Genomic DNA, 21,599 nt, shown 5'->3' on the forward strand with positions numbered 1-21,599 from the left:
CGGCTAGCCCACCGCTCCCGCGCCGCGGCCGGGCAGGGAGCCCGGCGCGGAACCCCGGACGATCGGGACGCGGACGGCGTTGCCCCACTCGGTCCACGACCCGTCGTAGTTGCGGACGCTCTCGAACCCGAGCAGGTGCTTGAGGACGAACCAGGTGTGGCTGGAGCGCTCGCCGATGCGGCAGTAGGCGATCACGTCGTCGCCGTCGGCCAGCCCGGCCTCGCGCAGGTATACGTCCTCGAGGGCGGCACGGTCCTTGAACGTCCCGTCCTCCGCGGCGGCCCGGGCCCACGGCACGGACGCCGCGGTCGGGATGTGCCCGCCGCGCAGCGCCCCCTCCTCGGGGTACGCGGGCATGTGCGTGCGCTCGCCGGAGTACTCCTCGGGGGAGCGCACGTCGATGAGGGGCCCGCGGCCGAGATGCGCGAGGACCTCGTCCTTGTAGGCGCGCGCGGCCGCGTCGTCGCGCTCGACGACGGGGTACTCGGTCGCCGTCGGAGCCGGTTTGTCCTTGGTCAGCTCGCGGCCCTCGGCGATCCACTTGTCGCGGCCGCCGTCGAGCAGGCGGACGTCCTCGTGGCCGAACAGCGTGAAGACCCAGAGGGCGTAGGCGGCCCACCAGTTCGACTTGTCGCCGTAGAAGACGACCGTGGTGTCGCGGGCGATGCCCTTCTCGGACATGAGCCGGGCGAAGCCCTCGCCGTCGACGTAGTCCCGCGTGACCTCGTCGTTGAGCTCGGTGTGCCAGTCGACCTTCACGGAGCCGGGGATGTGGCCCGTGTCGTAGAGGAGGATGTCCTCGTCCGACTCGACGACGACCAGGCCGGGGTCGCCGAGATGGGCCGCGAGCCATTCGGTGGAGACCAGCCGCTCGGGGTGGGCATAGGCGGAGAACTTCTCGTGGGTGTCTGGCGGTAGAGCCACGGTGCACCTCGGTTCGCACTAGACAATGGGGACTGCTCCCCAGACTACTGCCGCTCGGGCGCCTGGGGTGCGGATCGGCGTCGTCTCCGTCCCGGGACCCGGCGTGTTTCGCGGACAGCGTGACGCGCGGGTGCGTCCGTGCACGGGCGCACGTAAAGTTGCGGTGGCGGCACCGCTGCCGCCGCGACGCCGACGAAGGACTCAGACACCCGTGCCCACGATCGAACACCTGTCAGAACGCACACCCAACGTCTCGCCCGAGCAGCTGCTCGACGGGTTCAAGCCGTCCTACCGGTTCGGCGAGGTGTCGTTCGACAACTACATCCCCGACCCGCGCCAGCCGTCCCAGTCAGCGGCGGTCCAGCGCATGCGGGAGTTCGCCGCGTCGATCGACGGCGGCCATGGCGGCGGCTTCCTCGGCCGGCTCTTCGGCGGCGGCGCCAAGAAGACCAAGGCGGGCCTCTATCTCGACGGCGGGTTCGGCGTCGGCAAGACGCACCTGCTCGCCTCGCTGTGGCACGCCGCGCCGGGGCCGAAGGCGTTCGGCACCTTCGTGGAGTACACGAATCTCGTGGGCGCGCTGTCCTTCCGCAAGACGGTGGATGTGCTCAAGGGGTACAAACTCGTGTGCATCGACGAGTTCGAGCTCGACGACCCGGGGGACACCGTCCTGATGTCGCGGCTGATGCGCGAGCTGGCGGACGCCGGGGTGCGGCTGGTGGCCACGTCCAATACCCTGCCGGGTGCGCTGGGGGAGGGTCGTTTCGCGGCCGTCGACTTCAAGCGGGAGATCCAGGTCCTCGCGGACCAGTTCGACGTCCTCCGGGTCGACGGCGAGGACTACCGGCACCGCGGGCTTCCGGACGCCCCGGCGCCGCTGCCCGACGAGGGCCTCGAGGCGTACGCCGCCGAGCGGTTCCCGGACAAGACGCTCGCCGTGGACGACTTCTCCGCGCTGGCCCAGCATCTGCAGCGCATCCATCCGAGCCGGTACCGGCAGCTGATGGAGGGCATCGACGTGCTCGTCCTGCACAACGTGGAGACCATCACCGAGCAGTCCTTGGCGCTGCGGTTCGTGGTCCTGGCCGACCGGCTCTACGACCGCGACGTGCCGATCGTCTCGTCCGGGGTCCCCTTCGACGAGCTATTCACCCAGGAGATGATGGGCGGCGGCTACATGAAGAAGTACTTCCGCACCGTCTCGCGTCTGACGTCGCTGGCGCGCAACGCGCAGCTGGACGAGCCGGTCGCCTGACGCGGACCCTGCCGTCCGGGACGCCCGCGCCCCGGACGGCAGGGTCCGCCGTCGCACGGAGGCGGACGCAGACGAGGGAAGCCCCGGTCCGAGGACCGGGGCTTCCCTTTATTCTTGGAGCGGACAACGAGATTCGAACTCGCGACCTCCACCTTGGCAAGGTGGCGCTCTAGCCAGCTGAGCTATGTCCGCGCGTCTGACGTGACATCAGACCAAGGATTGCCCCCGCGAGGGGGAATGCCTGAGTGGGCGATACTGGGATCGAACCAGTGACCTCTTCCGTGTCAGGGAAGCGCGCTACCGCTGCGCCAATCGCCCGTGAGGGTTCGCATTACTGTAGCCGAGGTGGGGACGGGATTCGAACCCGCGTATACGGCTTTGCAGGCCGCTGCCTCGCCTCTCGGCCACCCCACCATGTCCATGGACACGATTCCTAGCAGAAATCGCATCCGTGGAGCGGTCGTGAAGACCTACAGTGAATGCGAGCGGACAACGAGATTCGAACTCGCGACCTCCACCTTGGCAAGGTGGCGCTCTAGCCAGCTGAGCTATGTCCGCATGTCAAGATCGCGGCCTTCCGGATTCCGTATCCGTTGCCTTCCGGCCGCGTTCCAACGAGTAAATACTCTAATGACCTTTTCGGCCGTGTGCAAATCGAGTGGCCGCTCGAGGGCCTCACAGTCCCCGTTCCCGGCCTGACAAGGCGCATTCTGCCGCGAGATCCCGGGGGAGGAGCAGGTTTGAGAATTTTTTCCCGGGAGCCAAGTTCTCAGTGCAGCGTGCCAGAATCGAGGCCATGACGACCCCAGCCCTCGCCCAGCAGACCGATCTCGGCCGGATGTACGCGCGAACAGTAGGAGGTCCCCTGGAGGTCCCGTCCATCACCACGGTGATCGGGCAGGCGTCCACGGATTTGACCGGCTGGGCGGGGCACATGGCCGCCAGCGCAGCCGTCCGGGATCCACGCCTGGCGAGCGCGGTCGGATCGCCCGGCCAGCTGACCGCGATCGCGCGCGACGCGAGCCGGGCCGCTGCCACGCACCGCGACGGCGCCGCGGCACGGGGGGACCGGGTGCACCAGTACTGCGAGCAGCTCGCGCTGCGGCAGCTGGGCCGCGAGCACCGGCTGGACGCGGCACGGGCGGATCTCGAGACGCACGGCGAGGGCTCGTTCGCCCAACGGGTCGACGAGTGGTGGTCGCTCTACGGGGTGGAGCCCATCGCGGCGGAGATCACGGTGTGGAACCACACCGTGGGCTACGCCGGGACCCTGGACCTGGTCGCTCGCATCGGCGGGCGCCTCTGCCTCATCGACTACAAGACGAAGGGGACGACCCGCGACGGCCGCGCGAAGCCGTTGGACAACAAGGTCGTCATGCAGCTGGTCGCCGGGTACAAGGCCGAGGAGATGATCGCGGACCCCGTGGGCGGCGCCTGGGAGCCGTGGCCCCACGGCGGGGACGGGGTGCCGCTGCTGCTCGGGGTCGCCGTCTCGGAGACCGAGGTCGTGGCGCAGCAGGCCCAGCCCGCCACCCTGCCGACCTATTGGCGGAAGTTCTGGGCGCTGCGGCAGGCCTGGGAGGCCGACCGCGTCCTGGCAGGCGTCGGACCCGCTCTGCGTCCCATCGCCCCGCCGCCGGTGACGGCGGCACCGGACTCCTCCGGCGCGGCCACCTAGACTGGACCGGGCGCCGCCGGCCCGCACCGGCTCCTCCCTGCGAGGCGGCCGGTCCGCCGCCGGCGCACGCACCCAGAGACACCCACCGCCAGACACCCATCCACAGCACATTGAGCCGCGACGCGCGGGGCCGGCAAGCCCCAGCGCGGACAGTCGGCGAGAGGAACCAGCATGGCCGTTCTACCCATCCGCATCGTCGGCGACCCCGTCCTGCGCACGCCGTCCGAGCCCGTCACGGAGTTCGGGCCGGAGCTGGCCCGTCTCGTCCGCGACATGGAGGAGACGATGCTCGACGTCGAGGGGGCCGGTCTGGCCGCGCCGCAGGTCGGTGTGAGCCTCCGCCTCTTCACCTACGCCGTCGACGGCCGCAGGGGGCACGTGGTGAACCCCGTGCTGGAGGTCGGCGACGCTCTCCAGACGGACGGATCCGAGGGGTGCCTCTCCGTCCCGGGCCTCGGATATCGGACCGTCCGCGCCGAGTGGGCCAGGGTCCGCGGTGTCGACGTCGACGGCGTCCCCGTCGAGGTCGAGGGCACCGGCCTCCTCGCCCGTTGCCTGCAGCACGAGACGGACCACCTGGACGGGAAGCTCTACATCGACGGCCTCGAGGGTCCGGAGCGGAAGGACGCGCTGCGTCGCATCCGCGCCGGACAGTTCAACCAGGTCGCCGAGTCCACGCAGGCCAGCCGGGCCCGGTCCGTCGGCAGCGTCTTCGGTGCCAGTCTCGGCCACGGCTCGGTGGGGCATCGCACGGACGGGGGCGCCCGATGAGGGTCCTCTTCGCCGGAACCCCGTCCGTCGCGGTCCCCTCCCTGCGGCGCCTCGTCGCCGACGGTCACGACGTTGTCGCCGCCCTGACGCGCGAAGACGCGCCGATCGGACGCAAGCGCCACCTGACGCCGTCGCCGGTTGCCGCGGCCGCCGACGAGCTGGGGCTTCCCGTGCTCAAGTTCAACCGCATCGATGCCGCCGCCGAGCAGGCCATCGCCGAGACCGGCGCCGACATCGCTGCGGTCGTCGCCTACGGGGGTCTCGTGCCACCGAGCGCCCTCGCAATCCCGCCCCTGGGCTGGATCAACCTGCACTTCTCGCTGCTCCCGCGCTGGCGAGGCGCGGCCCCCGTCCAGCACGCCGTCATCGCCGGGGACGACATCACCGGCGCGGTCACTTTCCAGCTCGAGGCAGGTCTCGACACCGGCCCGGTCTACGGCCAGCTCACCCAGGAGATCGAGCCCGGACAGACCTCCGGCGAGCTGCTTGGATCTCTCGCGGACTCCGGCTCCGTCCTCCTGTCGCAGACGATCGCCGGCATCGGCCAGGGCCGACTCGTCGCCGTCCCGCAGTCCGGGGAGGTCACCCACGCGCCCAAGCTCGTCCTCGAGGACGGTCGGATCGATTGGACCCAGCCCGCGCTGGTCATCCGTCGGCGCATCAACGGTGTCACCCCCGAGCCGGGTGCATGGACCACGTGGAGGGAAGCCCGCCTCAAGCTCGGACCGCTGACACGCCAGCCTGACCCAGCCGAACTCGCGCAGCTGACGGGTCACGGCGACCTTCGGGAGACCGCGCCGGGACGAGTCGTCGTCGCCGGGGAGCGGAAACCGAGAGTCTTCGTCGGCACCGGATCCCATGTGCTCGAACTCGAGGCCGTCCAGCCGGCCGGCAAGAAGATGATGGCCGCGAGCGACTGGGCCCGCGGCCTCGGGAACGACGAGGTGGCTTTCGCATGAGCAACGAACAGGGTCGCAACGCGCCGCGCCGCAACGAGCAGGGCCGCCAGCGCAACCGCGGCGGCAACGCACCGCGCCGGTTCAGCGCGGCAGCGCCGTCCGGCCGCAAGCGCGCCGCCGACCCGGCCCGGCTGACGGCCTTCGAGGTCCTCCGCGCCGTGAGCGCCGACGACGCCTACGCCAACCTCGTCCTGCCGGCGAGGATCCGCGCGCACCGCTTGGGCCCGCGCGACGCCGGTTTCGCCACCGAGCTGGCCTATGGCGCGCTGCGTGGGCAAGGACTCTACGACGCCGTGCTGTCGCGCTGCGTCGACCGCGCCCTGGGCCGGCTGGACGCCGCGGTCCTGGACGTCCTCCGTCTCGGCGCGCACCAGCTGCTCGCGATGCGGGTGCCCAGCCACGCCGCCCTCGACGAGACGGTGGCGCTCACCCGGGCCGAGATCGGCGCCGGCCCCTCGGGCCTGGTCAATGCGGTGCTGCGCAAGGTCTCCGCGCGCACGCTGAGCGAATGGACGGAGGAGCTCACCGCCGGCGTCGCCGACGACACGGCGCGCGCCAGTCTCCGGCACAGCCACCCGGAGTGGATTGTCCGCGCGCTCCGGCAGGCGCTCGTCGCCCACGGTCGGGGCACCGACGAGCTCGAGCAGCTCCTCGCCGCCGACAATGCCGCGCCCATCGTGAACCTCGTCGCCCTGCCCGGGATCGGCGATCTGGCCCCCGTCGTCGAGCGCGGCGCCCGCGCCGGGGAGCTCGTCGAGGGCTCGGCGCTGTACGACGGCGGCGACCCCGCCCGGCTGCCCGGCGTCGCCGAGGGCGCCGTACGCGTCCAGGACGCCGGATCCCAGCTCGTGGCCCGGGCCCTGGCCGACCATCCGCTCGAGGGGCGCGACGAGCGCTGGCTCGACCTCTGCGCAGGCCCCGGCGGCAAGGCAGCCCTCCTCGCCGCCCGAGCGGCCCAGCGCGGGGCGCGGCTCACCGCCAACGAGGTGGCGCCCCACCGCGCCCAGCTGGTGCGCAACGCGCTCGCGGCGGTCCCCGGTACCGTCTGGGAGGTCGAGGTCGGCGACGGACGGCGCTACGCGGAGTCCGCGGACGGCTACGACCGGATCATGCTCGATGCGCCGTGCAGCGGCCTCGGGGCCCTCCGCCGGCGACCCGAATCCCGCTGGCGCAAGCAGCCCGCGGACATCCCCGAGCTGACCGCGCTCCAGCAGGAGCTCGTCGACGCCGCCGTCGCAGCGCTGCGGCCCGGGGGGCTCCTGGCCTACGTGACCTGCTCCCCGCACCCGGCCGAGACGACCGCCGTCGTCCTCGACACCCTGTCTCGTCACCCCGGCATCCGGCTGCTCGACTCCGGTGCTGCCCTGGACGCCGCCGCGCTGCACCCCGTCGCCGCGGCAGCGCCCGTGCTCGGCCGCCGCGGCGAACCGCTTCCCGGTGCGACCACCGCGCAGCTCTGGCCCCACCGGCACGCGACCGACGCGATGTTCTTCGCGCTCCTGCAGCGGGCCGCGGACTGACCCCGGCCCCGCCGGACGCACCGCCCCGACCGAACCACGACCCCCCCGAGGTACCCATGACCTGCCGCATCCACCCCAGCATCCTGTCCGCCGACTTCGCGAACCTCGAGACCGAGCTGCTGCGGATCCACACCGCCGACGCCGTGCACGTGGACGTCATGGACGGGCACTTCGTCCCCAACCTGACCCTGGGCCTGCCCGTCGTGCAGCGGCTCGGGCAGGTCACGGGCCTGCCGCTGGACGTCCACCTGATGATCGAGGACGCGGACCGGTGGGCTCCCGGCTACGCGGAGGCCGGCGCCGCATCGGTCACCTTCCACGCCGAGGCGTCCGCCGCCCCCGTCCGCCTCGCCCGCGAGCTCCGCTCCGCCGGTGCGCGGGCGTCCATGGCCCTGCGGCCGGCGACGCCCATCGAGCCCTACCTCGACCTGCTGCCCGAGCTGGACATGGTGCTCATCATGACCGTGGAGCCCGGCTTCGGCGGCCAGTCCTTCCTCGATGTCACGCTGCCCAAGATCCGCCGGGCGCGGCAGGCCGTCGACGGGACCGGCCTGCCCATTGCTATTCAGGTCGACGGCGGCATCTCCCGCGACACGATCCGGCGGGCCGCGGACGCCGGTGCCGACGTGTTCGTCGCCGGGTCCGCCGTGTACGGGGCCGTGGACCCCGCGGCCGCGGTCGACACGCTGCGCAATCTCGCGGGCGCGGACCCGGCGCAGATGTGATGTAATCCTCTACGTACACAACGTGCTCCGGGGTCGGTGAAAGTCCGAACCGGCGGTGATAGTCCGCGACCCGAGCCGCAGCCCCGACCAGCGCCAGCTGGCAGGGGAGGCGGCGAGGCCGAACCGGTGGAATTCCGGTACCGACAGTCAAAGTCTGGATGGGAGAAGCACGAACAGTCACGGCCGAGACCGGCCGAAGGCTTGCCACGCAGTGCGGCGGCGCCTCCACCGGTCGACTCCAGCATCTGTCGTACCCCGGAGCTACCGCAGCTTCGCAAGGGAGGACACATGGAGAGTCTGCGGTGGCTCACCGAACTTTTCAACGCCTACATCCCCGTCGCCGGCGGCGGCCTGCTGATCCGCGAAGTGGTCGGCAACGCGTTCGGGCTCGCCAGTGCGCTCGGCGGGATGCGTCGGCGCATCTGGGCCTGGCCGGTCGGCATCATCGGCAACCTGCTCCTGCTCACGGTCTTCCTCGGCAGCCTCTTCGGCGACGCGGATGCAGCCAACCTCCTGGGCCAGGCCGGGCGCCAGATCATGTTCATCGCGGTGGCGGCCTACGGCTGGCAGCGCTGGCGGAGCGCCGGACGCGACAACGACGGCGGGCACGCCATCACGCCCCGCTGGGCGAGCCCGCGGCAGCGCATCGGCCTCGTGGCCGGTCTCCTGCTCGGCACAGTGGCGCTCACCCCGCTCTTCGCGGCGCTCGGATCCTACGAGCCCGTCTGGGCCGACGCGTGGACCTTCGTCGGATCGCTCCTGGCCACCTACGGCATGGCCAAGGGCTGGGTCGAGTTCTGGCTGATCTGGGTCGCGGTAGACGTCGTCGGCGTGCCGCTGCTGTTCTCCGCGGGCTACTACGCCACCGCCTTCATGTACCTCTTCTACGGGGTCTTCACTCTCATCGGCTTCTTCGTCTGGTGGCGTGCCCAGCGCGAGGCGAAACCGCGCATCGAGACCCGGCTGCCGGACCCGCGCCTGCAGCCGGCGGCGGACGTGCCTGCGAGGCGCACGTTCAGGGAGCACGGTGACCGGAGCACGGCCCCGGCCACCGGCCCGGAGTCCGGGGCCGCACCCGCGGTCTCCGGACGGGACGTGCGATGAACCACGGGGCAGCTGCAGGGGCAGCCAGATCCGACCGGGCAGGCGCCGGGCTGCTGCGGCGGACGGACGCAGGGCGCCGCGCGCTCGAGGCTGCGCTCCGGGGCGTGCGCGGCGCCAACCCGCTCGTCGGGGCCGTCGTCCTCGACGCGCACGGGACGGTCCTGGCCACCGGGCACCACGGCGGCGCCGGCACGGCCCACGCCGAGGCGGCCGCGATCGCCGAACTCGAGCGCCGGCTCGACGCCGGAGAGATCGCACCGGTGCCGGGGAACGAACCGGCCGACTGGAGCATCGTCGTCACCCTGGAGCCGTGCAACCACACGGGCCGGACCGGCCCGTGCTCGCATGCCATCCACCGGGCCGGGATCGGGACCGTCGTCTTCGGCGCCGCCGACACCACGGCGGAGGCGGCCGGGGGAGCGGCGTGGCTGGCGGCGCGCGGGCACACCGTCCACGCGGGCGACGCGGTCGCCCCGGACTGGGCGCACTCCTGCCGCCGCCTCAACCACCGCTGGGCGGCAGCGCGCGCCGACGGCCGCCCGTTCGTCACGCTGCACCTCGCGCAGACCCTCGACGGCCGGATCGCGGCCGAGGACGGCACCAGCCAGTGGATCACCGGAGCGGAGGCGCGCCGGCACAGCCACGGGGTCCGCGCCCGCGCCGACGCGATCGTCGTCGGGACCGGGACCGTCCTGGTGGACGACCCGCGGCTGACGGCCCGCACCGACGACGGCCGGGCCACCGACCGGCAGCCGCTGCGCGTGGTCATGGGCGAACGCGACGTCCCGGCCGCTGCCGCCGTGCGCGGACCCTCCGAGGAGTACCTCCACCTCCGGACGCGCGATCCACGCCGTGTCCTGCGCGTCCTCGCGGACGGGGCAGGCGGCCGCACCGTCGACCACGTCATGGTCGAGGGCGGCGCCTCCGTCGCGACCGCGTTCCTGGCCGCGGACCTCGTCGACGAGGTCTGGCTCTACCAGGCGCCGCTCCTCCTCGGCGCCGGCCGAGGCGCCGTCGGAGATCTCGGGGTCTCCACCCTGGCCGACGGCCGGCGCTTCGACTACGACGACGCCGGCGACGGCGCCGTCCTCCGGCTCGGCGGCGACGTCGCGCTCCATCTCGTACCCACCAGCAAGTGAGGCAACCCATGTTCACCGGAATCATCAGCGGCAGGGGCCGCATCGAAGCCATCGCACCGGCCGCCCAGGAGGGCGGGCTCGTGCTCACGCTCACCGTGCCGGGGCACACCGACGGGCTCGGGCTCGGCGGGTCCATCGCCATCGACGGCGTGTGCCTGACCGCGACCTCGATCGACGGGGACCGCATCGACGTGGACGTCATGGGCGAGACCCTCACCCACACGACCATCGGCTCCCTGGTCGCCGGCGACGAGGTCAACCTCGAGCGCTGTGTCCCGGCCGACGGGCGGCTCGACGGGCACATCGTCCAGGGGCACGTCGACGGCGTCGGCGCGCTGATCGAACGCGAGGACCAGGGCGCCTGGGAGCGGTTGCGCTTCTCCGTGCCCGCCGAACTCTCCCGCTTCGTCGCCAGGAAGGGCAGCATCGCCATCGACGGCGTCTCCCTGACCGTGACCGAGGTGTCCGGCCCCGCCGAGGAGCAGCAGTGGTTCGAGGTCGGTCTGATCCCGACCACCCTCCGTGACACCGGGCTGGGTGCCAAGCAGATCGGCTCCGCCGTCAACCTCGAGGTCGACGTCCTCGCCAAGTACGCCGAACGGCTGTTCGCGTTCCGGCCCGGCGCGGAGCCACGCCACGCCGCGGGCTCCGCCGACGGCGACGCCCGGACGGAGCGCGCGTGAGCGCCACCCGGCCGGCCGCGGCGGCCGGAGCCCCCACCGGGGCTGAGCCCGTGCACCTCGACCCCATCGAGACCGCCGTCGAGGCGATCGCCGCCGGCCGCCCCGTCGTCGTGGTCGACGACGAGGACCGGGAGAACGAGGGCGACATCGTCTTCGCCGCCCAGTTCGCCACGCCCGAGCTGATGGGCTGGACCGTCCGGTACACCTCCGGCGTCGTCTGCGTCCCGCTCTCCGGCGCCCGCGCGGACGCGCTGGGTCTGCCGCCGATGGTCGCGCGGAACGAGGACCGCAAGGGGACCGCCTACACCGTCTCCTGCGACGCCGCCTCCGGCGTGTCCACGGGGATCAGCGCCGCCGACCGGGCCCTCACCGCGCGGCTCCTCGCCGCTCCGGAGTCCACCGCCGCGCACTTCACCCGCCCCGGTCACGTCTTCCCGCTGCGGGCCGCCGAGGGCGGGGTGCTGCTGCGGCGCGGCCACACGGAGGCCTCGGTGGACCTGTGCCGGCTCGCCGGGCTCGAGCCGGCCGGGGTGATCGCCGAGCTCGTGCACGACGACGGGACGATGATGCGCCTTCCCGCCCTGCGCGCCTTCGCCGACGAGCACGGGATCCCGCTGGTGAGCATCGAGGACCTCGCCGGGCGGCTGGCCGCGCTGCGCGGGACTGCCGAGGCGGTGCCGGAGGAGCCTGTCTCGCCGGTCCGGGGCGGCCCCGTGGTCAAGCTGCCCACCCCGCACGGCGAGTTCGACGCGCAGGTCTGGACCGAGTCCGGCAGCGGAATCGAGCACTTCACGCTGACCCACCCGGGCTCCTGCGCGGACGGCGGGGAGCCGGCGGTGCCGCTCGTGCGCCTGCACTCGGAGTGCCTCACCGGGGACATCTTCGCGTCCTACCGCTGCGACTGCGGCGAGCAGCTGGATACCGCCCTGCAGCGGATCGCCGTGGAGGGCGGCACCGTGGTCTACCTACGGGGGCACGAGGGCCGCGGCATCGGGCTGGGCAACAAGATCCGGGCCTACGCCCTGCAGGACGGGGGAGTCGACACGGTGGAGGCCAACGCCCAGCTCGGGCTGCCGATCGACGCCCGCAGCTACGAGGCCGGCATCGCGATCCTCCACGGCCTGGGCTACTCGCGGATGCGCGTGCTGACGAACAACCCGCTGAAGACGGACGCCCTCGCCCGGGCCGGGTTCGACGTCGTCGAGTCCGTGCGCGCCCTCATCCCCGCGCGACCCGAGAACACCCATTACCTCATGACCAAGCGCGAGCGCCTCAACCACGCGATCGGCGACGACGCGTTCGAGATCTGATCGAAGCACCCCAGAGCACCAGCAGAAGGAGAACACCATGGCAGGACACGGCGCACCGAGCACCGACCCCGGCGAGCTGAAGGCCGCGAGCGGACTGGCGGTGGCGATCATCGCCGCCAGCTGGCACACGCAGGTGATGGACGGACTGCTCGCCGGCGCGCTGCGGGCCACGGCCGAAGCCGGCGTGGAACCGGCCGTCGTGCGGGTCCCGGGCACCTTCGAGCTGCCCGTCGCCGCCGTCCGGCTGGCCCCGCAGTACGACGCCGTGGTGGCCCTCGGCGTCGTCATCCGCGGTGGCACACCGCACTTCGACTATGTCTGCCAGGGTGCGACGGCGGGGCTCACCGACGTCTCCGTCCGCACCGGGATCCCGGTCGGCTTCGGCGTCCTGACCTGCGACGATGAGCAACAGGCGCTGGACCGGGCCGGACTTCCCGGGTCCGTCGAGGACAAGGGCTACGAGGCCGCGGCGGCGGCCCTGCAGACCGCCGTCGCCCTGCGCGACGCGCTCGAGGCCTGATGCCGGACGCGGGCGTTCGCATTGTCACAATGGGCCGGGCCGTGCCGGGGCCCCACCCGGAAACGGATAGGCTGGTCGGGTGAAAACTTTTGACGCGCTCTTCGCCGAACTGGCGGAGAAGGTTGCCAGCCGGCCGGAGGGCTCCCGCACCGTCCAGGAGCTGGACTCCGGCGTGCACGGCATCGGCAAGAAGGTCGTCGAGGAGGCGGCCGAGGTCTGGATGGCGGCGGAGTACGAGTCGGACGAGGCCGCGGCCGAGGAGATCTCCCAGCTGCTCTACCACCTGCAGGTCCTCATGCTCGCCAAGGGACTGAAGCTCGCGGACGTCTACAAGCATCTCTAGCCGCCGGCCGCCCTGCGTGGCCCGGCGGCTCCGCGCCCGTCTGCAAGCACCCAGTCCCGCACGCGAATCCCAGGAATAATCACATGTTGCGAGTAGCAGTCCCGAACAAGGGCGCCCTCTCCGAGGCCGCCACGTCCATGCTCCGCGAGTCCGGCTACCTCCAGCGCCGCGACAACCGCGAGCTCGTGATCGTCGACAGCGAGAACGAGATCGAGTTCTTCTATCTCCGTCCCCGCGACATCGCCGTCTACGTCGGCCGCGGCATCCTCGACGTCGGCCTCACCGGCCGCGACCTCTTCCTCGACGCCGAGGTCAACGGCGACGCCGAGGAGATCCTCCCGCTGGGCGTCGGTGCCTCCACGTTCCGCTTCGCCGGCCCGGCCGGCGCGTTTACCACGGAGGCCGAGCTCAACGGCAAGCGCATCGCCACCAGCTACGACGGCCTCCTGCGCGGATACCTCCGCGAGAAGGGGATCGACGCCGAGGTCGTCCGCCTGGACGGGGCCATCGAGTCCTCGGTCCGGCTCGGCGTCGCCGACGCGATCGCCGACGTCGTGGAGACCGGCAACACGCTCAAGGCCGCCGGCATGGAGACCTTCGGGGAGCCCATCCTCGCCTCCGAGGCCGTGCTGATCGGACGCACCGGGGCGAGCCCCGCCGGCCTCGAGGTCCTCAAGCGCCGTCTGACCGGCGTCCTCGTGGCGCGCCGGTACGTGATGCTGGACTACGACATCCGCAAGGAGCTCGTCGAGCAGGCCATCGCCGTCACCCCGGGCCTCGAGTCGCCCACCATCTCGCCCCTGGCGGACTCGGAATGGGTCGCCGTGCGCTCGATGGTCAAGAAGAACCAGACGAACACCATCATGGACGAGCTGTACGACCTCGGCGGCCGCGCCATCCTCGTCAGCCAGATCCACGCCTGCCGCATCTGATCCGCGGTCACCAGAGAAGAGGATTCCCCGCATGAGTGTGGCTGTCCGGGTCATCCCGTGCCTCGATGTCGACGCCGGCCGCGTCGTCAAGGGTGTGAAGTTCGAGGGCCTGCGCGATGCGGGCGACCCCGTCGAGCTGGCGAAGCGGTACAACCTCGCCGGCGCCGACGAGCTGACCTTCCTCGACGTCACCGCGTCGTCGTCGGACCGGGAGACCACCTTCGACGTCGTCCGCCAGACCGCCGAGCAGGTCTTCATCCCGCTCACGGTCGGCGGCGGCGTCAGAACGGTCGAGGACGTCGACCGCCTCCTGCGAGCCGGCGCGGACAAGACCTCGATCAACACGGCGGCGGTCGCCCGGCCCGAGGTCATCAGCGCGATCACCGACCGCTTCGGCTCCCAGGTCCTCGTCCTCTCGCTCGACGCGCGCCGCAGCGACGACCCGGCGCTGCCGTCCGGCTTCGAGGTCACGACCCACGGCGGCCGCACCGGCACCGGGATCGACGCGATCGAATGGGCCCGGGAGGCGGCCCGCCGCGGGGTCGGCGAGATCCTGCTGAACTCGATCGACGCCGACGGCACCAAGGAGGGGTTCGACCTCGAGATGATCCGGGCCGTCCGTGCCGCCGTGGACGTGCCGCTGATCGCCTCCGGCGGCGCCGGGTCCCCGGAGGACTTCCCGCCGGCCATCGCCGCGGGTGCGGACGCCGTCCTGGCGGCCTCGATCTTCCACTTCGGGCCGGTCGACATGATCGCCCGGGTCAAGCAGGCGATCCGCGACGCCGGTTTCCCGGTCCGCTGACGGACGCGTCCGCTACGTCGTGCTCCGCAGGAGCGCGACGGCGTCGTCCGTGCCCTCAAATGTCACGAGGGCGTGGTCCCGCCGTCCGAACGCGTGCATCAGCAGCTCGGAGGGCTCACCCGTGATCGCCACCGACGTGGCGGCCTTCCGGACCACGTGCCGCTGGCCGTCGGGGCGGACCAGGATCAGTCCGACGTCGACGCCGCGGTACGTGAGCCGCGCGACGCGCACCAGGGCCTTCCAGAGGCGCTCGGAGTACTCGGCGTCCAGCACCCGCGGCGCCCAGCGCTCGTGGGCGCGGCGGATGTCCTCGGTGTGCACGAAGAACTCGGTCAGGTTGGCGGCCCGCTCGACGGGGCCGACGGCGAACGGCGAGAGCTTGTGGGGTCCCTGTGCGAATCGACGGACCAGCCGGGCGTAGCCCGCGGGGGTCGAGGCCTGCTCCGCCCAGTCCTCGAGGAGCCGGTTCATGGGCCCCTCGAGCGGCCCGCCGGCGAGGCCCGCCGCGAGCAGGTGCTGCTCCCGCAGCACCAGGTGCGCCGCGAGGTGCCGCGTCTCCCACCCCTCGCACAGGGTAGCCGCCGAGGGACCCGCCGCCAGGAGGGTCTCGGCCAGCATTGCGCGCGAAGGCGGTACGAATTTCATCATCATGAAAGTAACACGGCCTACCGCGAAAGACCGGCACCAGTGCCGCCCGCAACAGGAGGCGCAGGACCGGCACCGGGACTAGACTGGCTGGCGATGTCCGAAAACTATGAAGAGCCCGGCCGCCCGTCCGGCGGGACCACGCAGAGCACCGCAGGGGAGGGACCCGCGGGCCGCGTCCCCAGCGGCCTCGCACCCGAGATCGCCACGCGGCTCAAGCGCGACCGCGACGGCCTGATCGCCGCCGTCGTGCAGCGGCACGACACCCGCGAGGTGCTCATGCTCGGCTGGATGGACGACGAGGCCCTGCACCGCACCCTCACGACGGGCCGCGTGACCTTCTGGTCCCGCTCGCGCGGGGAGTACTGGCGCAAGGGCGACACGTCCGGCCACGTCCAGTACGTCAAGGGTGTGAGCCTGGACTGCGACGGCGACGCGCTCCTCGTCGAGGTCCAGCAGATCGGCGCCGCCTGCCACACGGGCGCCCCCACCTGCTTCACGGGCCGCGCGCTGGAGGCCGTCGTCGGGTCCCCGGAGGCCGCCGACGCGGCGACGGGAGAGGCACGATGACGCAAGCCCGCCCCGAATCCGCCCGAACCGGGACGCAGCCGGGGCCGGCCGCCGGCGAGGCGCCGCATGCGGAGCGCGCCGCCGACGTGGCCGGGATCCGCCCGTCGCTCGCCGAGTTCCGCGGCCTCGCCGCGAGCCGCCGCGTCATCCCGGTCCACCTGAAGGTCCTCGCCGACGGGCTCACGCCGATCTCCATCTACCAGCGCCTGGCCGCCGGGCGGCCCGGCACGTTCCTGATGGAGTCCGCCGCCGCCGGCGGGGTCTGGAGCCGACACTCCTTCATCGGCGTCCGCTCACCGGCGACGCTGACCACCCGCGACGGACGGGCGCACTGGATGGGCGACGTCCCGGCCGGCCTGCCCACAGCCGGCTCGGCCGTCGACGTCCTCCGGGATACCGTCGCCGCGCTGCGCACCGAGCCGCTGCCCGGGCTGCCCCCGCTGACCAGCGGGATGGTGGGCTTCGTCGGCTGGGAGTGCGTCCGGCACTGGGAGCGGCTCCCGAACCCGCCGGCGGACGACCTCGGGCTGCCCGAGCTCGCCATGAACCTCGTGGGCGACCTCGCCGTGCACGACAACACCGACGGCAGCGTCACCCTGATCGCCAACGCGATCAACCACGACGGTGCCGACACCGGCGTCGACGAGGCCTACGCCGCGGCCGTCGAGCGGATCGACGGGATGCTGGCCGCCCTGAATCGGCCGGTGCCGACCGCCACCGCGACCTTCTCCGGGGCGGACGTCCCCGCCGAGGAGCTGATGGCGGCCGTCACCCACAGCTGGGACGAGGACGCCTACCGGCAGGCGATCCTGCGCGGCAAGGAGGCGATCGTCGACGGCGAGGTCTTCCAGGTGGTGGTCTCGCGCCGGTTCGAGTTCGAGACCCCGGCCGACCCCCTGGACGTCTACCGGATCCTGCGCACCACCAACCCGAGTCCCTACATGTACCTCTACACGCTGGCGGATCCCGACGGCGGCGAGTACTCGATCGTCGGCTCGTCGCCGGAGGCGCTGGTCACGGTGGACGGCCGCGACGTCGTCACCCACCCGATCGCCGGGTCTCGCCCGCGCGGGGCCACGCACGAGGACGACGCGCTCCTGGAGAAGGACCTCCTCGCCGACGACAAGGAACGGGCCGAGCACCTCATGCTCGTGGACCTCTCCCGCAACGACCTCTCCAAGGTCTGCCGGCCCGGGACCGTCGAGGTCACCCAGTTCATGGAGGTCGAGCGCTTCAGCCACATCATGCACCTGGTCAGCAACGTTGTCGGACGCCTGCGCGACGACGCGACCGCCTACGACGTGCTCGCCGCGACCTTCCCGGCCGGGACGCTCTCCGGGGCGCCGAAGCCGCGCGCCCTGCGATTGCTGGACGAGCTCGAGCCCCATCGGCGCGGCGTCTACGGGGGAGTGGTCGGCTACCTCGACTTCGCCGGCGACATGGACATGGCGATCGCCATCCGCTCGGCGCTGCTCAAGGACGGCCGCGCGTACGTGCAGGCCGGCGGCGGCATCGTCAACGACTCCGAGCTGGACGCCGAGGCGCTGGAGACCGTCAACAAGTCCGCTGCACCGCTGCGCGCCGTCTGGGCCGCCGGGACGCTCGCACCGTACGGGGCGGCACCGCCGGCCGCGGCGCTGAACGACGACGTCGCCCCGTCCGGCGGTGCCGCCCGGTGACGCGGCGCAACGTCGTCCTCGCCGGTCTGCTCGGCGGGCTGGCCGGCCTCCTGACCGCGACCCGGACGTGGATCACGGTCACGCCGGGGGCAGGGGCCATCATCCACGAGCCGGTGGACGTCTCCGGCTCCGACGCGGCCACCAGCGTCTCCGCCCTGGCGATCGTGGTGCTGGCCGCGAGCGTCAGCGCCACCATCGCCGGGCGGATGGCCCGCTGGATCGTCGCGGCGCTGTTGATCCTCGCCGGAGTCGGCATGGTCCTCGCGGCCGCGTCGGTGCTGGGCGACCCGCAGGCCGCGGCCGCGGCCGTGGTGGGGGAGGCGGCCGGGACCGCTCGGATCGAGGCGGACTACCGCCTGAGCGTCTGGCCGGCGGCCACCATCGCCGCCGGCGGCTGGACGGTCCTCGTCGGGGTTGCCCTCGCCGTCGCCGGGCGGCGCTGGAAGGTCGGCCGCAGGTACGCGCGGCCCGCGGCCGGGGAGCCGGCCGCACGGCGTGGGGAGGGTGTGGCGGACACCCGGGCGCGGCTGGACGAGATCGACGGCTGGGACCGCCTGTCCCGCGGGGACGACCCCACGCGCTGACCCGTGTCACCCGGCGGGCATTCCCCGCCGAACAGTGGCAGAATATTCCGTAGTTCTACGAAGGGGCGAAAACGACCCCGCCAGAGTCCACGAGGAGTCCTCCAGCATGGCCAATGCCGTCAATTCGCCCACCAACGCCGTCGATCCGATGCACTCCGAGCAGCCGGGCCACGGCAACAGCGTCGCCGCCTGGACGATGGTCGCCATCATGCTCGTCGGCGTCGGCGTCGGCTGCGTCGGCTACGGCCTCGCGAGCGTCACCGTCGTCATCGTCGGCCTGGCCCTCGTGGCCGTCGGCCTGATCGCCGGCTGGGTCCTGAAGAAGGCCGGCTTCGGCGTCGGCGGCGCCAAGAGCAAGTCCGGCCACTGACCCGTGTCCGTGCTCGCCGAGATCATCGCAGGGGTCCGTGAGGACCTCGAGGAGCGTCGTGCCGTGGTCGGCGACGCCGGCATCGCCGCCGCCGCTGCCGCGGCGCCCCCGGCCCGGGACGCGTTCCGGGCCCTCGGCGGCGCCCGGTCGCCGGAGGAGCGGGACGGCCGGCTCCGCGTCATCTCCGAGGTCAAGCGGAAGAGCCCGTCCAAGGGCGATCTGGCCGGGATCCCCGAGCCCGCGGCGCTGGCCCGCCAGTACGCAGCGGGCGGTGCCGCCGTCGTCTCGGTTCTGACGGAGCGCCGCCGCTTCGGCGGGTCGCTCGCCGACTTCGACGCCGTCCGCGCCGCCGTCGACGTGCCGCTGCTCCGCAAGGACTTCACGGTCGAGCCCTACCAGATCCACGAGGCCCGCGCCCACGGCGCGGACCTGGTCCTGCTCATCGTGGCGGCGCTCGAGGACCACGAGCTCGTGCAGCTGCTCGAGCTCACCCGGAGCCTCGGCATGGAGGCGCTCGTGGAGACGCACACCGAGGAGGAGGTCGACCGCGCGGTCGCCGCCGGAGCCCGGATCATCGGCGTCAACGTGCGCAATCTCAAGACCCTCGAGGTCGACCGCTCCACGTTCAGCCGACTGGCCGACCGCATCCCCTCCGAGGCCGTGATCGTCGCCGAGTCCGGCGTCCGCAGCGTTGACGACGTCGTCTCCTTCGCCGAGCGAGGGGCCGACGCCGTCCTGGTCGGCGAGGCACTCGTCAAGGACCAGGACCCCACAGCAGCAGTCGCCGCCTTCTCCGAGGCCGGCAGCGCCGCCAAATCCCCGCGCCGGGACTGACCGTTCCGCGCGGCCGGCGCCGCATCCACGCATCATTGGCGAAAGTAGGAACCACGTGAGCGAGTCCGCAGCGTCCCAGCCCGACACGAACCCGGCCGAGGGCTTCCTCGCCGGCGCCGACCCCAGCGCCGGGCCGGCCAGCCTGAAGGACGCCCCAGGCCCGTACTTCGGCGACTACGGCGGCCGCTGGATGCCCGAGTCCCTCATCGCCGCGCTCGACGAGCTCGCTCGGACGTTCGACGAGGCGAAGAACGACCCGGACTTCGCGGCCGAGGTCGCCGCGCTGAACCGCGACTACGCGGGCCGTCCCTCCCTCCTCACCGAGGCCAAGCGCTTCAGCGAGCACGCCGGTGGAGTCCGGATCTTCCTCAAGCGCGAGGACCTGAACCACACGGGCAGCCACAAGATCAACAACGTGCTCGGGCAGGCGCTCCTGGCCAAGCGCATGGGCAAGACCCGCCTGATCGCGGAGACCGGGGCGGGCCAGCACGGCGTCGCCTCGGCCACGGCGGCGGCCCTGCTGGGACTGGAGTGCGTCGTCTACATGGGCGCCGAGGACACGCGCCGGCAGGCGCTCAATGTCGCCCGCATGAACCTCCTCGGTGCCACGGTCGTGCCCGTCGAGGCCGGATCGCAGACCCTGAAGGACGCCATCAACGAGGCGCTGCGGGACTGGGTCGCCAACGTCGACTCGACCCACTACCTCCTCGGCACGGCGGCCGGCGCGCATCCCTTCCCGGCGCTCGTCCGCTACTTCCACCAGGTTATCGGCGACGAGGCCCGGGAGCAGATCCTCGAGCAGACCGGTCGCCTGCCGGACGCGGTCTGCGCCTGCATCGGGGGCGGATCCAACGCGATCGGTATCTTCCACGGCTTCCTCGACGACGCCGACGTCGAGCTCTACGGGTTCGAGGCCGGCGGCGACGGGGTGGACACGCCCCGGCACGCCGCGACCATCACCCTCGGTCGCCCCGGCGTGCTCCACGGTGCGCGCAGCTACCTCATGCAGGACGAGGACGGGCAGACCATCGAGTCCCACTCCATCTCCGCCGGACTCGACTACCCCGGCGTCGGGCCGGAGCACTCCTACCTCCACGACATCGGGCGGGCCACCTACGAGCCCATCACGGACGCCGAGGCCATGGAGGCCTTCCGGCTCCTGTGCCGCACGGAGGGCATCATCCCTGCCATCGAGTCCTCGCACGCCCTCGCCGGCGCCCTGAAGGTCGGCCGGCGCAGGGTGGAGGCCGGTGCCGCGCCGGAGGACGTCGTGATCATCGCCAACCTCTCCGGACGCGGCGACAAGGACGTGGCGACCGCCGCCGAGTGGTTCGACTTGCTCGACGCCGAGACGGCAGAGGCGGCCCGCGCCGAGGAGCCGCTCGAGGAACCCGCTACCGCCCGCGAGGGCCGGAGCCACGCAGAAGGGCAGGACGCCTGATGACCACCGCACCCGCAGCGACCGGGCGGACCTCCAAGTCCGCGGAGGCGATCGAGAAGGCCCGCGCCGAGGGCCGGCCCGCGCTGATCTGCTACCTGCCCGCCGGATTCCCCGACGCCCAGACCACGATCGACGCCGCCGTGGCCATGGCCGAGAACGGCGCCGACGTCATCGAGCTCGGCATCCCGTACTCCGACCCGGTGATGGACGGCGAGGTCATCCAGGCCGCGACGGTCCAGGCACTCGCGAACGGATTCCGCGTCTCCCAGATCTTCGACATCGTGGCCGCGATCACCAGCCGTTGCGACGCGGCCGTCATGGTGATGACCTACTGGAACCCCGTGCTGCGGCTCGGCGTGGACGAGTTCGCACGACGACTGGCCGACGCCGGCGGAGCAGGCCTGATCACCCCCGATCTCGTCCCGGACGAGGCCTCCGACTGGTTCGCCGCCTCCGACGCCCACAGCCTCGACCGCGTCTTCCTCGTGGCGCCCAGCTCCACGGAGCGGCGGATGCGCGAGGCCGTCGCGGCGAGCCGCGGCTTCGTCTACTGCGTCTCCATCATGGGGGTCACCGGGGCCCGGGCCTCGGTTGCCGCCACCGCCCAGGGCGTCGTCGCGGCGGCCCACGCCGCCGGCGCCCCCCGCGCCTGCGTGGGTCTCGGCGTCTCCACCCGCCAGCACGTCGACGAGATCGGGTCCTACGCCGACGGCGTGATCGTCGGGACCGCGCTCGTCGCTGCGCTGCGGGACGGCGGAGTCGACGCCGTCGCGGACCTCACCGCCGAGCTCAGCGGCCGGAAGGACTGAGG

The 21,599-nt window shown here is 72.5% G+C and carries 23 protein-coding genes, 4 tRNA genes and 1 riboswitch; of the genes, 21 read left to right on the forward strand and 6 right to left on the reverse strand.

What is annotated here, in order from left to right; all coding sequences use genetic code 11:
* Window positions 1-3: 3 nt before the first annotated feature.
* The gene (locus tag RIN46_RS03540; protein ID WP_309079950.1) at window positions 4-924 is read right to left on the reverse strand and encodes a sulfurtransferase; all 921 of its coding nucleotides are present in this window, start codon (window positions 922-924) and stop codon (window positions 4-6) included.
* A 211-nt stretch (window positions 925-1,135) separates the two neighbouring features.
* Here RIN46_RS03540 and zapE point away from each other — a divergent pair, with 211 nt between their 5' ends.
* Window positions 1,136-2,179 carry a cell division protein ZapE gene (zapE, locus tag RIN46_RS03545; protein ID WP_309079949.1) on the forward strand — a complete coding sequence of 348 codons (1,044 nt, stop codon included), beginning with the start codon at window positions 1,136-1,138 and terminating at the stop codon, window positions 2,177-2,179.
* A gap of 115 nt (window positions 2,180-2,294) precedes the next feature.
* Here zapE and RIN46_RS03550 read toward each other — a convergent pair.
* The 4 genes from RIN46_RS03550 to RIN46_RS03565 all read right to left on the reverse strand — a co-directional run bounded on the left by RIN46_RS03550 (window position 2,295) and on the right by RIN46_RS03565 (window position 2,737).
* Window positions 2,295-2,371, reverse strand: a tRNA-Gly gene (locus tag RIN46_RS03550).
* A 54-nt stretch (window positions 2,372-2,425) separates the two neighbouring features.
* Window positions 2,426-2,497, reverse strand: a tRNA-Val gene (locus RIN46_RS03555).
* Window positions 2,498-2,522: 25 nt separating this feature from the next.
* Window positions 2,523-2,593, reverse strand: a tRNA-Cys gene (locus RIN46_RS03560).
* A 70-nt stretch (window positions 2,594-2,663) separates the two neighbouring features.
* A tRNA-Gly gene (locus tag RIN46_RS03565) sits at window positions 2,664-2,737 on the reverse strand.
* A 238-nt stretch (window positions 2,738-2,975) separates the two neighbouring features.
* Between RIN46_RS03565 and RIN46_RS03570 the strand changes: the two genes are divergently transcribed.
* The 13 genes from RIN46_RS03570 to hisF all read left to right on the forward strand — a co-directional run bounded on the left by RIN46_RS03570 (window position 2,976) and on the right by hisF (window position 14,665).
* A complete protein-coding gene (locus RIN46_RS03570; protein ID WP_309079948.1) occupies window positions 2,976-3,857 on the forward strand; it encodes a cytochrome in 882 nt (293 codons plus the stop codon).
* A 171-nt stretch (window positions 3,858-4,028) separates the two neighbouring features.
* On the forward strand, window positions 4,029-4,628 hold the full coding sequence (gene def / locus RIN46_RS03575) for a peptide deformylase (protein WP_309079947.1): 600 nt from the start codon (window positions 4,029-4,031) through the stop codon (window positions 4,626-4,628).
* Entirely contained in the window at window positions 4,625-5,587 is a 963-nt protein-coding gene (gene fmt, locus RIN46_RS03580) for a methionyl-tRNA formyltransferase (protein ID WP_309079946.1), read from the forward strand. The genes def and fmt overlap by 4 nt, the downstream gene beginning before the upstream one ends.
* Window positions 5,584-7,107, forward strand: a complete 1,524-nt coding sequence (locus tag RIN46_RS03585) for a transcription antitermination factor NusB (RefSeq protein WP_309079945.1) — start codon at window positions 5,584-5,586, stop codon at window positions 7,105-7,107. The genes fmt and RIN46_RS03585 overlap by 4 nt, the downstream gene beginning before the upstream one ends.
* A 56-nt stretch (window positions 7,108-7,163) precedes the next feature.
* Window positions 7,164-7,832 carry a ribulose-phosphate 3-epimerase gene (gene rpe / locus RIN46_RS03590; protein ID WP_309079944.1) on the forward strand — a complete coding sequence of 223 codons (669 nt, stop codon included), beginning with the start codon at window positions 7,164-7,166 and terminating at the stop codon, window positions 7,830-7,832.
* A gap of 19 nt (window positions 7,833-7,851) precedes the next feature.
* Window positions 7,852-8,006, forward strand: a riboswitch (FMN riboswitch).
* 114 nt (window positions 8,007-8,120) lie between these two features.
* The gene (gene pnuC, locus RIN46_RS03595; protein WP_309079943.1) at window positions 8,121-8,936 is read left to right on the forward strand and encodes a nicotinamide riboside transporter PnuC; all 816 of its coding nucleotides are present in this window, start codon (window positions 8,121-8,123) and stop codon (window positions 8,934-8,936) included.
* Complete coding sequence (gene ribD / locus RIN46_RS03600) at window positions 8,933-10,075, forward strand: bifunctional diaminohydroxyphosphoribosylaminopyrimidine deaminase/5-amino-6-(5-phosphoribosylamino)uracil reductase RibD (protein ID WP_309079942.1); 1,143 nt, start codon at window positions 8,933-8,935, stop codon at window positions 10,073-10,075. Before pnuC ends, ribD begins: the two co-directional genes overlap by 4 nt.
* 8 nt (window positions 10,076-10,083) lie before the next feature.
* Window positions 10,084-10,758 (forward strand): riboflavin synthase, encoded by a 675-nt coding sequence (locus RIN46_RS03605; protein ID WP_309079941.1) that lies wholly within the window; start codon window positions 10,084-10,086, stop codon window positions 10,756-10,758.
* Entirely contained in the window at window positions 10,755-12,068 is a 1,314-nt protein-coding gene (gene ribB, locus RIN46_RS03610) for a 3,4-dihydroxy-2-butanone-4-phosphate synthase (protein WP_309079940.1), read from the forward strand. Before RIN46_RS03605 ends, ribB begins: the two co-directional genes overlap by 4 nt.
* A 37-nt stretch (window positions 12,069-12,105) precedes the next feature.
* The gene (gene ribH, locus RIN46_RS03615) at window positions 12,106-12,588 is read left to right on the forward strand and encodes a 6,7-dimethyl-8-ribityllumazine synthase (RefSeq protein ID WP_309079939.1); all 483 of its coding nucleotides are present in this window, start codon (window positions 12,106-12,108) and stop codon (window positions 12,586-12,588) included.
* Between the two features lie 79 nt (window positions 12,589-12,667).
* Complete coding sequence (locus RIN46_RS03620; RefSeq protein ID WP_309079938.1) at window positions 12,668-12,931, forward strand: phosphoribosyl-ATP diphosphatase; 264 nt, start codon at window positions 12,668-12,670, stop codon at window positions 12,929-12,931.
* Between the two features lie 83 nt (window positions 12,932-13,014).
* Window positions 13,015-13,863: an ATP phosphoribosyltransferase gene (gene hisG / locus RIN46_RS03625; protein ID WP_309079937.1), complete on the forward strand. Its 849-nt coding sequence runs from the start codon at window positions 13,015-13,017 to the stop codon at window positions 13,861-13,863.
* A 31-nt stretch (window positions 13,864-13,894) separates the two neighbouring features.
* A complete protein-coding gene (gene hisF, locus RIN46_RS03630) occupies window positions 13,895-14,665 on the forward strand; it encodes an imidazole glycerol phosphate synthase subunit HisF (RefSeq protein ID WP_309079936.1) in 771 nt (256 codons plus the stop codon).
* 12 nt (window positions 14,666-14,677) lie between these two features.
* On the opposite strand, the gene RIN46_RS03635 is transcribed toward hisF, so the two are convergent.
* Window positions 14,678-15,310, reverse strand: a complete 633-nt coding sequence (locus tag RIN46_RS03635; protein ID WP_309079935.1) for a TIGR03085 family metal-binding protein — start codon at window positions 15,308-15,310, stop codon at window positions 14,678-14,680.
* Window positions 15,311-15,406: 96 nt separating this feature from the next.
* On the opposite strand from RIN46_RS03635, the gene hisI reads away from it, so the two are divergent.
* The 7 genes from hisI to trpA all read left to right on the forward strand — a co-directional run bounded on the left by hisI (window position 15,407) and on the right by trpA (window position 21,597).
* Entirely contained in the window at window positions 15,407-15,880 is a 474-nt protein-coding gene (gene hisI / locus RIN46_RS03640) for a phosphoribosyl-AMP cyclohydrolase (protein WP_309079934.1), read from the forward strand.
* Entirely contained in the window at window positions 15,877-17,559 is a 1,683-nt protein-coding gene (locus RIN46_RS03645) for an anthranilate synthase component I (RefSeq protein WP_309079933.1), read from the forward strand. Before hisI ends, RIN46_RS03645 begins: the two co-directional genes overlap by 4 nt.
* Window positions 17,556-18,143, forward strand: coding sequence for a Trp biosynthesis-associated membrane protein (locus tag RIN46_RS03650; RefSeq protein ID WP_309079932.1), 588 nt, complete (start codon window positions 17,556-17,558; stop codon window positions 18,141-18,143). Before RIN46_RS03645 ends, RIN46_RS03650 begins: the two co-directional genes overlap by 4 nt.
* Before the next feature lie 106 nt (window positions 18,144-18,249).
* Window positions 18,250-18,513, forward strand: coding sequence for an HGxxPAAW family protein (locus RIN46_RS03655; RefSeq protein ID WP_309079931.1), 264 nt, complete (start codon window positions 18,250-18,252; stop codon window positions 18,511-18,513).
* A gap of 3 nt (window positions 18,514-18,516) precedes the next feature.
* Window positions 18,517-19,347, forward strand: coding sequence for an indole-3-glycerol phosphate synthase TrpC (gene trpC / locus RIN46_RS03660; protein WP_309079930.1), 831 nt, complete (start codon window positions 18,517-18,519; stop codon window positions 19,345-19,347).
* 190 nt (window positions 19,348-19,537) lie between these two features.
* A complete protein-coding gene (gene trpB / locus RIN46_RS03665) occupies window positions 19,538-20,788 on the forward strand; it encodes a tryptophan synthase subunit beta (RefSeq protein ID WP_375141836.1) in 1,251 nt (416 codons plus the stop codon).
* Window positions 20,788-21,597 carry a tryptophan synthase subunit alpha gene (gene trpA, locus RIN46_RS03670; protein ID WP_309079928.1) on the forward strand — a complete coding sequence of 270 codons (810 nt, stop codon included), beginning with the start codon at window positions 20,788-20,790 and terminating at the stop codon, window positions 21,595-21,597. The genes trpB and trpA overlap by 1 nt, the downstream gene beginning before the upstream one ends.
* The last annotated feature ends 2 nt before the right edge of the window (window positions 21,598-21,599 follow it).

It is taken from the genome of Zhihengliuella sp. (assembly GCF_031178195.1).
Lineage (GTDB): Bacteria > Actinomycetota > Actinomycetes > Actinomycetales > Micrococcaceae > Zhihengliuella.

Bases quoted from the DNA above. Each gene is read 5' to 3' on its own strand.
- def (WP_309079947.1), top strand. From the start codon at position 4,029: ATGGCCGTTCTACCCATCCGCATCGTCGGCGACCCCGTCCTGCGCACG.
- hisG (WP_309079937.1), top strand. From the start codon at position 13,015: ATGTTGCGAGTAGCAGTCCCGAACAAGGGCGCCCTCTCCGAGGCCGCC.
- RIN46_RS03605 (WP_309079941.1), top strand. From the start codon at position 10,084: ATGTTCACCGGAATCATCAGCGGCAGGGGCCGCATCGAAGCCATCGCA.
- RIN46_RS03635 (WP_309079935.1), bottom strand. From the start codon at position 15,310: ATGAAATTCGTACCGCCTTCGCGCGCAATGCTGGCCGAGACCCTCCTG.
- trpB (WP_375141836.1), top strand. From the start codon at position 19,538: ATGCCCGAGTCCCTCATCGCCGCGCTCGACGAGCTCGCTCGGACGTTC.
- hisF (WP_309079936.1), top strand. From the start codon at position 13,895: ATGAGTGTGGCTGTCCGGGTCATCCCGTGCCTCGATGTCGACGCCGGC.
- fmt (WP_309079946.1), top strand. From the start codon at position 4,625: ATGAGGGTCCTCTTCGCCGGAACCCCGTCCGTCGCGGTCCCCTCCCTG.
- trpA (WP_309079928.1), top strand. From the start codon at position 20,788: ATGACCACCGCACCCGCAGCGACCGGGCGGACCTCCAAGTCCGCGGAG.
- ribH (WP_309079939.1), top strand. From the start codon at position 12,106: ATGGCAGGACACGGCGCACCGAGCACCGACCCCGGCGAGCTGAAGGCC.
- RIN46_RS03570 (WP_309079948.1), top strand. From the start codon at position 2,976: ATGACGACCCCAGCCCTCGCCCAGCAGACCGATCTCGGCCGGATGTAC.
- RIN46_RS03585 (WP_309079945.1), top strand. From the start codon at position 5,584: ATGAGCAACGAACAGGGTCGCAACGCGCCGCGCCGCAACGAGCAGGGC.
- ribD (WP_309079942.1), top strand. From the start codon at position 8,933: ATGAACCACGGGGCAGCTGCAGGGGCAGCCAGATCCGACCGGGCAGGC.
- rpe (WP_309079944.1), top strand. From the start codon at position 7,164: ATGACCTGCCGCATCCACCCCAGCATCCTGTCCGCCGACTTCGCGAAC.
- pnuC (WP_309079943.1), top strand. From the start codon at position 8,121: ATGGAGAGTCTGCGGTGGCTCACCGAACTTTTCAACGCCTACATCCCC.
- RIN46_RS03655 (WP_309079931.1), top strand. From the start codon at position 18,250: ATGGCCAATGCCGTCAATTCGCCCACCAACGCCGTCGATCCGATGCAC.
- RIN46_RS03645 (WP_309079933.1), top strand. From the start codon at position 15,877: ATGACGCAAGCCCGCCCCGAATCCGCCCGAACCGGGACGCAGCCGGGG.
- hisI (WP_309079934.1), top strand. From the start codon at position 15,407: ATGTCCGAAAACTATGAAGAGCCCGGCCGCCCGTCCGGCGGGACCACG.